This window comes from Flavobacterium ovatum, assembly GCF_040703125.1.
Classification (GTDB): domain Bacteria; phylum Bacteroidota; class Bacteroidia; order Flavobacteriales; family Flavobacteriaceae; genus Flavobacterium; species Flavobacterium ovatum.
In genome coordinates this window covers 2,020,272-2,032,757 of record NZ_CP160035.1, presented here as the reverse complement: position 1 = coordinate 2,032,757, position 12,486 = coordinate 2,020,272, and the positions used below count along the sequence as shown (strand labels likewise).

General features: G+C 35.2%; 16 protein-coding genes. 13 read left to right on the top strand and 3 right to left on the bottom strand.

The annotated features are described in order from the left end of the window. Positions 1–22 precede the first annotated feature (22 nt). Positions 23–655, top strand: coding sequence for an SGNH/GDSL hydrolase family protein (locus tag ABZP37_RS08690; protein WP_366187327.1), 633 nt, complete (start codon positions 23–25; stop codon positions 653–655). A 64-nt stretch (positions 656–719) separates the two neighbouring features. Continuing rightward, the gene (locus ABZP37_RS08685; RefSeq protein ID WP_366187325.1) at positions 720–1,217 is read left to right on the top strand and encodes a DUF1905 domain-containing protein; all 498 of its coding nucleotides are present in this window, start codon (positions 720–722) and stop codon (positions 1,215–1,217) included. Positions 1,218–1,311: 94 nt separating this feature from the next. On the opposite strand, the gene ABZP37_RS08680 is transcribed toward ABZP37_RS08685, so the two are convergent. Continuing rightward, on the bottom strand, positions 1,312–1,743 hold the full coding sequence (locus ABZP37_RS08680) for a peptidylprolyl isomerase (RefSeq protein ID WP_366187323.1): 432 nt from the start codon (positions 1,741–1,743) through the stop codon (positions 1,312–1,314). 590 nt (positions 1,744–2,333) lie between these two features. On the opposite strand from ABZP37_RS08680, the gene rlmD reads away from it, so the two are divergent. From rlmD to ABZP37_RS08665, 3 genes are all read left to right on the top strand, one after another. After that, positions 2,334–3,746, top strand: coding sequence for a 23S rRNA (uracil(1939)-C(5))-methyltransferase RlmD (gene rlmD / locus ABZP37_RS08675; protein ID WP_366187322.1), 1,413 nt, complete (start codon positions 2,334–2,336; stop codon positions 3,744–3,746). A 123-nt stretch (positions 3,747–3,869) separates the two neighbouring features. Continuing rightward, the gene (locus tag ABZP37_RS08670; protein ID WP_366187321.1) at positions 3,870–4,391 is read left to right on the top strand and encodes a DUF6452 family protein; all 522 of its coding nucleotides are present in this window, start codon (positions 3,870–3,872) and stop codon (positions 4,389–4,391) included. Continuing rightward, on the top strand, positions 4,363–5,172 hold the full coding sequence (locus ABZP37_RS08665) for a DUF6048 family protein (RefSeq protein WP_366187319.1): 810 nt from the start codon (positions 4,363–4,365) through the stop codon (positions 5,170–5,172). Before ABZP37_RS08670 ends, ABZP37_RS08665 begins: the two co-directional genes overlap by 29 nt. 158 nt (positions 5,173–5,330) lie before the next feature. Here the strand turns inward: ABZP37_RS08665 and ABZP37_RS08660 are convergent, their stop codons facing one another. Both ABZP37_RS08660 and ABZP37_RS08655 read right to left on the bottom strand, forming a co-directional pair. After that, the gene (locus tag ABZP37_RS08660) at positions 5,331–5,567 is read right to left on the bottom strand and encodes a hypothetical protein (protein ID WP_366187317.1); all 237 of its coding nucleotides are present in this window, start codon (positions 5,565–5,567) and stop codon (positions 5,331–5,333) included. A gap of 186 nt (positions 5,568–5,753) precedes the next feature. Beyond that, entirely contained in the window at positions 5,754–6,920 is a 1,167-nt protein-coding gene (locus tag ABZP37_RS08655) for a THUMP domain-containing protein (protein WP_366187504.1), read from the bottom strand. Positions 6,921–7,076: 156 nt separating this feature from the next. Here ABZP37_RS08655 and ABZP37_RS08650 point away from each other — a divergent pair, with 156 nt between their 5' ends. The 8 genes from ABZP37_RS08650 to ABZP37_RS08615 all read left to right on the top strand — a co-directional run bounded on the left by ABZP37_RS08650 (position 7,077) and on the right by ABZP37_RS08615 (position 12,486). Then, complete coding sequence (locus ABZP37_RS08650; protein WP_366187315.1) at positions 7,077–7,841, top strand: methyltransferase domain-containing protein; 765 nt, start codon at positions 7,077–7,079, stop codon at positions 7,839–7,841. A 73-nt stretch (positions 7,842–7,914) separates the two neighbouring features. Further along, positions 7,915–8,586: a ZIP family metal transporter gene (locus tag ABZP37_RS08645; RefSeq protein ID WP_366187313.1), complete on the top strand. Its 672-nt coding sequence runs from the start codon at positions 7,915–7,917 to the stop codon at positions 8,584–8,586. A gap of 5 nt (positions 8,587–8,591) precedes the next feature. After that, positions 8,592–9,494, top strand: coding sequence for a hypothetical protein (locus ABZP37_RS08640; protein WP_366187311.1), 903 nt, complete (start codon positions 8,592–8,594; stop codon positions 9,492–9,494). A 69-nt stretch (positions 9,495–9,563) separates the two neighbouring features. Continuing rightward, positions 9,564–10,151: a hypothetical protein gene (locus tag ABZP37_RS08635; RefSeq protein WP_366187310.1), complete on the top strand. Its 588-nt coding sequence runs from the start codon at positions 9,564–9,566 to the stop codon at positions 10,149–10,151. 243 nt (positions 10,152–10,394) lie between these two features. Further along, a complete protein-coding gene (gene murQ / locus ABZP37_RS08630; protein ID WP_366187308.1) occupies positions 10,395–11,204 on the top strand; it encodes an N-acetylmuramic acid 6-phosphate etherase in 810 nt (269 codons plus the stop codon). A gap of 24 nt (positions 11,205–11,228) precedes the next feature. Next, positions 11,229–11,690, top strand: coding sequence for a hypothetical protein (locus ABZP37_RS08625; RefSeq protein ID WP_366187307.1), 462 nt, complete (start codon positions 11,229–11,231; stop codon positions 11,688–11,690). A gap of 2 nt (positions 11,691–11,692) precedes the next feature. After that, positions 11,693–11,914 (top strand): DUF6095 family protein, encoded by a 222-nt coding sequence (locus ABZP37_RS08620; protein WP_366187305.1) that lies wholly within the window; start codon positions 11,693–11,695, stop codon positions 11,912–11,914. Then, positions 11,914–12,486, top strand: coding sequence for a pentapeptide repeat-containing protein (locus ABZP37_RS08615; protein ID WP_366187303.1), 573 nt, complete (start codon positions 11,914–11,916; stop codon positions 12,484–12,486). Before ABZP37_RS08620 ends, ABZP37_RS08615 begins: the two co-directional genes overlap by 1 nt.

Genomic DNA, 12,486 nt, shown 5'->3' with positions numbered 1-12,486 from the left:
TTTTCTTTGATTAACAATTAATATGAAAGAACCATCCATCCTCCAAGACTGGCCTTATCTAGATAAATACCGACAGAAAAATACTTCCATCAATGAAAAACATTCTATTGAAAACCGCATCGTTTTTATGGGGGACTCCATAACGGAGTTTTGGGGAAATTTGCATCCAGAATTCTTTGAGGGTAAAAATTATATCAACCGTGGTATTAGCGGTCAAACGACGCCACAAATGCTTATTCGTTTTAGAGCCGATGTAATTGAATTGAAACCTAAAGCAGTCGTGATTCTGGCAGGAGGAAATGACATTGCTGGAAATACTGGGCCATCAACCCTAGAAATGATTATGAACAACCTCATCTCTATGGTGGAACTAGCAAAAGTCAACCAAATACAAGTAGTTCTTTGTTCCGTTTTACCTGCCAATCATTTTTATTGGAATCCCAAAGAAAAACCCGCTGATAAGGTTATTGCGCTCAACCAAATGATTCAAGATTATGCTTTGGCAAATGAACTTTTATTGGTGGATTATTATTCTGCTTTGGTGGATGATAAAAAAGGTTTGAGTTCACCATTTTCTGAAGATGGTGTACATCCAAATAAGGAAGGCTATTTGATTATGGAGCCAATAATTGAGAAAGTAATTGGATTATTGTAGTTACTGAAACCTCAACAATCTTTCTTTCAAACACCTTAATTTAAGCAATAGAAAAAAACTTTTTATGTCTACAGAAACTATCGATACTTTTTGGGCTAAAATTGAAATTATTGGCATCAATCCGTTTGTTTTTGTTCCCGAAAGTATTTTGAATACTCTTTTTGAAAATTCAGGAAAATCCAAAGGAGCGATTCCGATAAAAGGCTCCGTAAATGATGTACCCTATTTACAAAATCTAGTAAAATATAGTGGCGAATGGCGTTTGTATATCAATGCCAAAATGCTAAAAAATTCGCCTAAACGAATTGGGGAGCAAATTCAAATAAGCATTACCTACGATCCTGAAATTAGAACCCTTTCTATTCATCCCAAATTGGCACACGCTTTAGGGGAAAATGTAGTAGCCTTCAAAGTGTTTCAAAATTTACGTCCTTCTTTACAGCAGGAGATTATCCTTTATATTTTTAACTTAAAAACGGAATCAAGCGTAGATAATAATGTACAAAAAGCAATTGCGTATTTGTTAGGAAAAGGACGGTTTGTAGGCAGAGAAATTAAGTAATAGAACCTTCCTAATGATTGCCTGAAGTCCTTAAACAAAAAAAAGCCTGACAGAATAAGAATATCTATCAGGCTTTATCATAAATTTTTTATGTTTATGCAGTAATCTCAACTACTTCAAGATCAAAAATAAGATCTTTACCCGCTAGCGGATGATTTCCGTCAAGAACTACGGATTCTGGTTTAACATCAATCACCAATAGGTTCATCTCTTGACCTTCTGGAGTTCTAGAAACTAATCCCATTCCAACTTCAGGAGTCATATCTGGAGGTAATTCACTTTTAGGAACTTCAATAATCAAATCTTCACGTGGTACACCGTAAGCGTCCTCTTTTGCAATATTTATAGTTTTTTTCTCATTTACTTTCATATCAATAAGGCCTTTTTCAAAACCAGGAATCAAACTTCCTTGTCCCAAAGTAAATGCAATAGGATCTTTCCCTTCCGAAGTATCAAATACTTGCCCGTCTGCTAGTTTTCCTGTGTAATGTACTTTAACCGTGTTGTTTTCTTTAACTTGAGTCATAATTTTATTTTAATTTTTTAAAATCTTATTTTTTGATTAAAAGATCTTAGTTTAAACTTAATTAGACTGTTTATTGCCAAAACTGCGCCAAAAACGCCTTTTTTGACCTAAAAACTCAAAAAAATGTTCTTTTTTTGAGTTTTTACCTCTTTTATTCCTTGCGAACTACTTGCAACAGTACAACGAGCGAAATATGGCACAATCGGAAATTATGGCAGTCGTGGGAGATTTTTTTATTGATTTGACCATTTATTTAGAGAGGAATGAATTGTATCAAATTTACGCTCAATAATTATCAATATCTCATCCTAAGCATAAATCAACCAAGAAAACGCTCCATATCCCACAACTCCCTGCCCCCGATTATAGCGAAAAACCCGCAGTATTGCTGGCAAGGTAACTCTTGCCCCTAAAGAGCGACCTTAGAAGCTCCTTTACGGGCGTAGCGTTACTGCCAGCCATGCGAGGATTTGTAGCGAAAAGCGGGATTGGGCTCTAAAAAATGGCCTAATTGAATAAATTAACAGGTCTTTTTGAAAATATTTCGCAATTTGAATTTAAAAAAGCGGACAAACACTTATTTTTGCGCCATGGGTAGAAAAATTACAGACAAAGTTGTCTTTCATCAGATAAAAGTCCTTGATGCAGGTGCAAAAGGCGTTTCGGTAGCTAAGGCTCCCGATGGTAAGGTAGTGTTCATTCCTAATGTGGTGCCTGGGGATGTCGTGGATGTGCAAACATTCAAGAAACGTAAGGCCTATTACGAGGGGAAAGCCGTGAAATTTCACGAATTTTCGGAACATCGTGTGGAACCAGTTTGCGAGCATTTTGGTGTTTGTGGCGGTTGCAAATGGCAAAACATGAACTATGACCAACAGTTGTACTACAAACAAAATGAAGTAAAAAACCACTTACAACGCATTGGTAAAATTGAATTACCGGATTTTGAACCCATCTTAGGTTCGGAGAAAAAGTTCTTTTACAGAAACAAAATGGAATTTTCGTTTTCTAACAGCCGTTGGTTGACTGAGGATGAAATTGCAAGCACAGAAGATTTAGGAAACAGAAACGCACTTGGATTCCATATTCCAAAAATGTGGGACAAAATTCTAGACATCAACAAATGTCATTTGCAGGAAGATCCTTCGAATGCTATCCGTAATTCTATTCGGGATTTTGCAAACGCAAACGGAATGACTTTCTTTAACCCTAGAGAACATTCAGGTTTGTTGCGTACTGTAATGTTGCGTACGTCATCGACAGGTGAAATCATGGTATTGATTCAGTTTTTTGAAGACGATCAAGCGAATAGAGAATTGATGTTGGATCATTTGCACGCTACTTTTCCTGAAATCACTTCATTATTGTATGTGATTAACAACAAAGCAAACGATACTTTATATGACACGAATGTGAAATTGTACAAAGGTCGCGACTATATTTTGGAAGAAATGGAAGGCTTGAAATTTAGTATCAACGCCAAATCATTCTACCAAACTAACTCTGATCAAGCGTATGAATTGTACAAAATCACTCGTGATTTTGCAGGATTGACAGGCGAAGAATTGGTTTATGACTTATATACAGGAACAGGAACGATTGCTCAATTTGTTTCGAAAAAAGCAAAAAAAGTAATTGGAGTCGAAAGTGTTCCAGACGCTATCAAGGATGCAAAAGCCAACGCAGTGCGCAATAATATTGACAATTGCGAGTTTTTTGTTGGAGACATGAAAGTGGTTTTCAATGATTCTTTCATCGCACAGCACGGACAACCAGATGTAATTATCACTGATCCACCTAGAGACGGAATGCACAAAGACGTAATTGAACAAATTATGAAAATTGCGCCGAAAAAAGTGGTGTATGTAAGTTGCAACTCGGCTACGCAAGCCCGTGACTTGGCTTTGATGGATGAGAAATACAAAGTAACGCGTGTGCGTCCTGTGGATATGTTTCCGCAAACGCATCATGTGGAGAATGTGGTATTGTTAGAGCTACGTTAATTAGTTTATAGTCCCAGTGTTCAGTAGGTAGTCGTATACAGATATACTGTTTTTGAATCAAACAACTGTAAACTGCGACCGTAAACTGAATACAGCCAAAACTTTCCATTAAATATAAAATTCATGAAATATATCCTAATACTACTCTTAATCCTAACCGTCTCTTTCTCCAGTTGTGAGAAGGATGATATTTGCGATGCGGATACGAGTACCACTCCCCGATTGATTATTAATTTTTACGATATTAATGATCCATCTACGGCAAAATCAGTTACGGATTTGAAAGTCATTGCGGAAGGAATGAGCGAAGGAATTACTTACAATAGTAGCACGCTGGTTAACGGAAGTAAAGTCGCTATACCTTTGAAAATAGATGCTGATTTGGTGAAATTTAAGTTCATTTTAAATTACGACAATGCTAATACTGCTATTATAAATGAGGATGATATCCAGTTTAATTACACTCGAACAACGATTTTTGTTTCTAGAGCTTGTGGGTACAAAACCAATTATGAATTAAACCAACTGTCTCCATTCATTCATTCCGACGGAGCAGCGGCAGATGAAAAATGGATTCTGGAAATAGTAGTAAAAAACAGGTCAATCACTAACGAAAATGAAACACACCTTGAAATCTATCATTAGTATTGCACTAGTATTAACACTGTTTTTAGCTCAGGCACAAGAAACGAGTTCCAAAAAACCGATTCCAGCCCCTGATAAAGGGTTTGTCCCCATTGAAACAGTGGTTTCTAAAAAAGCAAATCCTATTAAAAAAACAGATACTTTGAGTACTCTTCCCAAAACAGATCGTTATGGGTTGCGTCTTGGAGTGGATTTATTCAAACTGACTCGTGGGTTTTATGACAAGGATTATAAGGGAATCGAATTTGTAGGTGATTATCGTTTTACTAAAAGGTATTTCCTTGCTGCCGAATTAGGCGTAGAAAACAAAACCACTGACGATACTCGAATGAATTTCACGACCAAAGGTTCCTACCTGAAAGCGGGTTTTGACTATAACGGTTATGAAAACTGGCTGGACATGGAAAATATCATTTCGGTAGGAATGCGTTACGGTTTTAGTACTTTTAGTCAAGAGTTAAACAACTATAGAATTTACAATTCTTCACAGTATTTTGGCTCAAGCGAAACCATCAATTCCGGTGACAAATTCAACGGACTTACAGCAAGTTGGATTGAAGTCGTTGCGGGATTAAAAGCAAAGGTTTTCAATAATGTCTTTATGGGCTTTAGCTTCCGATTAAACACGTTGCTTACCAATAAGAAACCAGACAACTTTGACAACTTATACATTCCTGGTTTTAATAGAACTTACAATGGTAGTTTCGGAGTAGGTTTCAATTACACCATAAGTTATTTTATTCCTATTTACAAGAAAAAAGTAATTCCGGTTAAGAAGTAAATTAGTGTTCAGTCGCAGTTTGAGGTGTTCAGTTTACTTTGATTGGCGAAATATAGTGTTCAAGAGTAACGAGACGAGATAATATCAAAAAAAAAAAAAACGTTAGCAGAAAATTTTCTACTAACGTTTTTTTTTATGATTCCCTGAGACTAAAACTCTTAACTAATCTCCCGAACGCCTTTCATGAAAATCCATTTCATAAATAATTTTTCACCGTCTTTAGTTGTCAATGCTTTGAATTTTGGAGATAATAAAGTCCCAACCACAAAAGCAGTCATAGGAATCCAAAACCCAGTTAAATTGGTATATCGAGCTACTAAATAACGCGCTGAAATAAATAGGATTGCAAAGCATCCCAATTGGAATAAAAAAGCTCTAATTTGTAATTTTGTCATAGTTTTAAAGTTACTATCCCGAAGCTTGGGGACTGAGTTACTAAGCTTAGTCCTTGTTCAAAAAACCTCTGTTACCTGGATAATTAATCCAATTTATCTTTTTTTTGTTTCTTTGCCTTCTAAGTCCCTATGAAGCTGAACTTAGAAAGTCAGCAACTTAGGCACTTAGAAACTTTAAAAAAAACTCTACTCTTTAACTTCTTGAAACTTTGTACGTTTACTTCCTTCGTACATTTCATATTTCACCAAACGAGATTCGATACTTGCATTGAACAATTTGATTTTACGAGACGGTTTCAATCCTACATATTTCAATGCTTCAAGGTTTCCTGTGATGAACCAAGCGTTGGTTCCTGGATAATTCTTCTTCAAAGTATCACCAATGCTTTTGTAAAATTCTTCCATGTGAATATCCAAACGCTCATCATAAGGCGGGTTAAAAACCATGTGCAACTTTCCTTCGGTAGTTTTTTCGGTGTCAAAAAAGTTTTCTTCTTGAATCGAAATATATTCTTCTAGGTTGGCATTCTTGATATTATCTTTGGCTTTGCTCACTGCAGACGGCGCTTTATCATACCCTTTTATAGTATGATGAAACTCACGTACTTTGGTCAACAAACTATCTACAATTTTGTCAAACAAGTCGTTATCCCAATCTTTCCATTTTTCAAAAGCAAATTCCTTACGGTTAATGTTCGCTGGAATATTACAAGCAATCATAGCCGCTTCGGCAAGAAAAGTTCCTGAACCACACATAGGATCTATAAAATCCGTTTGTCCGTCCCAACCAGAAAGCAATAAAACACCCGCTGCTAGGACTTCATTAATAGGTGCAATATTCGTTGCCGTTCTGTAGCCACGTTGGTGCAACGAATTCCCAGAAGTATCAATAGCTACTGAAACTTGGTCTCTATCAATATGAATGTTAACTCTTAAATCTGGAAAAGCTTTATCAATACTTGGACGTTGCCCAGTACGTTCTCTAAATTGATCCACAATGGCATCCTTACATTTTTGAGAAACAAACTCCGTATGGTTAAAATTAGGCGAGTGTACTGTGGCATCAATAACAAAAGTCTGATTGGCATTGATATACTTAGACCAGTTAATACTAGCCACGCCTTTGTATAGTGCTTGTTCGTCTTTCGCTCTAAAGAAATAAATAGGTTTTAAGATTTTTAAAGCGGTACGCAAAGACAAATTTGCCTTGTACATAAACCCTTTATCACCTACAAAACTTACCATTCTCACGCCTTGTTCCACTTCTTGAGCACCTAGTTGTGTCAATTCTTTGGCTAATATTTCTTCAAAACCAAAAAAGGTTTTGGCAATCATTTTAAAATTATTTTCTATCATCATGAATGGTATTCTAAGTGTTTGGACTAAAAATGAGTATCAAACGCTACTACTAATTATCAATTTGCCTAAATTTCTATTGAAATTCAAAAGGCGCTATTTTTCAGCAAAAATACACTAAATTTGCCGGATAGAATAAACAGAAAAGAATAAATGTCCGAAGAACAGAAACCCCTTACCTCAAATCCAGAACAACCAACACCTTCTTGGTTTAGTTCTTGGTTCGATACTCCGTATTATCATATCCTATATAAAGAACGTAATTATCGTGAAGCACAGCTTTTCATGGATAATTTAACACATTACCTCAATTTACCCGAAAAGGCAAAGGTTTTAGATTTAGCTTGTGGCAAAGGCCGTCATGCTATCTATTTAAACCAATTGGGTTTTGATGTTCTTGGCGCCGATTTGTCCGAAAACAGTATAATCGAAGCTTCAAAAAACAGTAACGAAAGCCTACATTTCAAGGTACATGACATGCGGGAACCTTTTGAAGAAAAATACGATGCTATTTTTAATTTGTTCACCAGTTTTGGCTATTTCGAAAATGATGATGACAATTTAACTACACTAAAAGCCATTCAACAGAGTTTATCTGATTACGGTTTTGCAGTTATCGACTTCATGAATGTTAACCAAGTCATCAACGGATTGGTTCCCGAAGAAGTAAAAACCGTGGACGGAATCGATTTTCACCTAAAGCGCTACGTTGCCGACGGTCACATCCATAAAGAAATTGATTTTGAGGACAATGGACAAAAATTCCATTATACCGAAAAAGTAAAAGCACTGACGCTACAAGATTTTCAAGACATGATGGACGAAGCTGGAATCTATCTTTTAGATATTTTTGGAGACTACAAACTCAAAAAATTTCATAAAAATGAAAGCGAACGACTAATCATGATTTTTAAATAGTTTATTTGGTTAACTGTTTAATCGATTAACCGTTTAACCAATTAAACAATTAACCATTTTCCAACAAATACAGATGAATTACATATTACCCTTACTTTCTGTACTCATAGGTTACGTTATTGCCTTGGTTATTAAACCAAAAAAGAAAAGCAACCTCAAGTTATTACTCGCCTTTAGCGGTTCGTTTTTGCTAGCCTTAACCGTAATGCACCTTTTGCCAGATGTCTATGAAACCCACAATAGCAGTATTGGTATTTTCATCATGATGGGTATTTTGTTTCAAATTATCTTAGAATTTTTCTCCAAAGGAGCTGAACACGGACACGTACACGGGCAACCAAATATGACGCACATTCCGTGGTTATTATTTATAAGTCTTTGTATTCATGCCTTTTTAGAAGGATTTCCAGTGGGGCATCATCACGACAATCTCGCCATTGGAATCGCCATTCACCACCTTCCCATTGCCATCATCTTAACAACATTTTTCATCAATTCAAAGCTGAATCAAAAAGCCATTTTTGCCTTCATGCTGACCTTTGCATTAATGACGCCACTAGGAACTTTTGTATCCGATTATGTTCCCGTTTTAAGCAATTACAACACCGAAATCACCGCAGTCGTAATCGGAATCCTATTCCACATTTCGTCGACTATCATCTTTGAAAGCAGCGAAGGACACAAATTCAACATTGCTAAAGTCTCTATGATTGTCCTCGGAATCGTATTGGCTTATTTTCTGTAGTAGTCATGGAAATTGTTGCAAAACGAAATATTTACAAATTCTATATTCCATTAATTTTATGGAATTTGATATTTCTATCTATGGGTGTATTTATGATCCACTTACTGCTGACTACAATAGTACCAAAACTCATTCTAGTTACTTTATTTGGTGTAGGCATTATCATCTCTATCAACATAGCCTACATAAAATATGCTCCAGCAATAGTATTGAACAAAAAAGGGATTTCTATTAAAAATAAATTCTATAATTGGAACGAAATTTCAAGTTCCCAACTTACTGCAAAATCTGGCACTGTATTTAACTCTGGAGAATGCACTATTTTGATTTTTAAGGATCAATCCTTTGTAGAAATTTATGATGATTTTTATTCTAATGCTATAGAAATGAAAATTTTCATTGAAGAAGTACTTTCCGAAAAGAATGAAACTATTCCAGTACAACTAGCTGAAATAGAAATTGATTTAGAAATATTTACCCTCTACAAAGGAAATCCTATTCTATGTTTTACAGGATTTAGCATGTGGAGCTTAATTCTATTGATTCCTTTACTGGTAATGTTGAAAAACAACACCATCTATGTAAACCCTTTAGTTATATTCAATCCTTTGACTATTTTTTGGTTTATTTTTCATGCTCGAATGATGGATTACTTTGAAATTTCTGAAAACTTTATAATAGTTAAAAACCACTATTTCTTTTGGAAAAAGAAGACCATTAGAATAGATGAAATTAGAGAAGTTCAGCTTTTTAGACCTTACAAAAGATCAAATACGCTTCGCATACTATTTAATGATTTTAGTACCCAAAACTACATGGCGGCTAGCTTACGAACTGCTACTTGGAAAGAGCTAAAAATGAATTTAGATCATAAAAATATTTCGGTTCGAAATGAAATATTTTTCTAATAACAATATGTCGTCCGAATTTATGATATATTTGGTTTTTCCCTTTCGACCAAAACTAATTTCTTTTCAATGAAAAAATTTGCGCTTCTATCCGTTGCAATTTGCACTTTCGTTCTTCTCTCTTTCCAAACAGAACCTGTCATCGATTATTTATCTACAGGCACAACTTTGGTTTTTGAAAACCAAAATTACCATTTAGCATGGAGTTCACATCCCAATGATACTTATTACAAGCAAGAGTATTTAAGACAGTCCGACAATAAATTCGAAACTTATCAAAAAATGTTGATTGTAGAAACAGTCAAGTCCGATATTTCAGTAGATCAAGCCAGTAATATGAAATTGAATGAAATGAATGCTTTAAAAAAGTCGAATCCTTTAGTTCAATTTAAAATCGAAAAACCAATAAACGATAATGAAAGGGTTATTTCATTTATGCTTAGTGGCGGCCACAACATTCTAGAATGGAATTTGTATCGTTACCAACAACAAAAAAATGACAAAGGTACATTTCTAGTACTCTACGCCTATTCATATCGTAACTACTTCACCTCCAAAGAAGATATTGTAAAGTTTTTGGAGTATGTAAAAACTAATAACACAAAAATAACCGATTTAATCAATACGGTTCCTATTCCTAAAATTCAGGTGAAATAATAATAACTAAGTATTAAAATACTCACTGATTAAAACTAACCGTTAGTTAGAGCGCAGTCCAGAACTGTTGCGAGAGACAACGTTCCTCTAATAAACATCTTCCCTTCGAAATTCAAAAAAAAGTAAAAAATAGATTCAATTTTTCTCTTACTGACCCTCTTCCCTCTCTTTAAATTCTTAAATTTGCGTCAACATTAAGCAAACTTAGACACCTTAGCGCCTTAGTGGCAAAAAAACATACCAATGACATTTACAAAAACAACCGAACAATCCTCAAAATACGAACATCTCGAAAAAATGTCTGTAACCGAGTTACTGGCTAATATCAATAAAGAAGACCAAACCGTGCCTTTGGCAGTTGAAAAAGCATTACCCCAAATTGAAACTTTGATCACTCAAATAGTTACCAAAATGAAACTCGGTGGTCGTTTGTTTTATATTGGAGCAGGAACTTCTGGACGATTAGGCGTAGTAGATGCTTCGGAATGTCCTCCTACCTTTGGAGTGCCTTTTGATATGGTCGTTGGAATAATTGCTGGTGGGGATGCAGCCATTCGCAAAGCGGTTGAAAATGCTGAAGACAACGCTACACAAGCTTGGAAAGACTTACAAGAATTCAACATCAATACTAATGACGTCGTAATTGGTATTGCCGCTTCAGGAACAACTCCTTATGTTATTGGAGGTTTACAAACCTGTAACGAAAATAATATTATCACTGGAAGTATCTCGTGCAATGCAGGAAGTCCACTTTCGCATACAGCACAATTTCCGATCGATGTCGTTGTAGGTCCAGAGTTTGTCACCGGTAGCTCTCGCATGAAAGCAGGAACCGCTCAAAAACTAGTTTTAAACATGATTTCGACCGCAACTATGATTCAGTTAGGAAAAGTAAAAGGCAACAAAATGGTCGATATGCAACTGAGCAACAACAAACTAGTAGATCGTGGTATCAAAATGATTATGGGAGAAATTCCCGTAAGTTATGAGGAAGGTGGAGAATTATTACGTAAATTTGGCAGCGTCAGAAAATCCATAGACAACTGGAAATAAAACACTTACTAATATAATATTATAATGAAAAATATAATAATACTATTAACCATCCTGTTTTCAATAACCTCCATTTCACAAGAAATAACAAAAGTAAAAGGGCGTTATTTCATCAATGACAGTCAAATTTCGCATCGTCAAACTAGAGAATACTTATCTAAAAATACCGAGGCTTTTTCATTATTCAAAAAAGCACAAAAAAAAGAGGCATTAGGTGGTTTTTTTGTAGGGATTGGAGGAGCATTACTAACCGTCGATTTAGTCATTGGATTATTTTCAGATGTATCTTACCCTACTCCAGCAACTTATATTGGATTGGCTTCACTGCTAGTTTCAATTCCTATTTTAGCTGGAAAAGATAAAAAAGCCAAGAAGGCAATTCATATTTACAATGAAGGATTAAAAAATTCAGGAATTGAAGATTCTAATACAGAACTCAATATCATTGCAAATCAAAACGGCTACGGCTTACAATTCAGATTTTAATTATGACAACAAATAAAGACGTATTATCACGCGGAATCAAATACCTTTCGGGTGCTTTACCGTTATTATTCATAGGTCCAACTGTGATTTATAACGCGTTTATGAATCAGCAGAACGATTGGCATTACTTGGTATTAGCAATTGGCATCTTATTTTGTATTGCAGCGGTATTCTGTATGTTCAAAGGATTACAATTCATCATGAAAAGCTTATTCAACGACTAATGGAGGAATTACTACACATCCAAAAAACTTTTGAAAAAGTTATTTTCACAGGCAAAAAAGTCAGCAATCGGGAATTTGAAGACTGCGTTTTCAAAAACTGTGATTTTGCTAATAGCGATTTTTCTAACAACACTTTTATGGATTGCGAGTTCATTGATTGTAATCTATCAATGATGCAAGTCGTAGGAACAAACCTAAAAACCGTTCATTTTAGCAATTGTAAAATGATGGGAATTCAGTTTCATACGTGCAATGATTTCCTATTTACTGTTGAATTTCAAGACTGTGTTTTAGACTATTCTTCTTTTTCTAACAAGAAAATGCTTAAAACTAAATTCACCAATACTTCACTAAAAGAAGTGGCGTTTATAGGCAGTGATTTAACCCAATCTCTATTTGATAATTGTAACCTTCAGGGCGCAATTTTCAATGATACCCAACTTAAAGAAGTCAACTTTCTGACTGCTTATAATTACAGCATTGATCCCGAATTCAATCCTATGAAAAAAGCTCGTTTTTCTACTCAAGGAATTACTGGTTTATTGGACAAGTATGACATTAAGGTTTTGTAG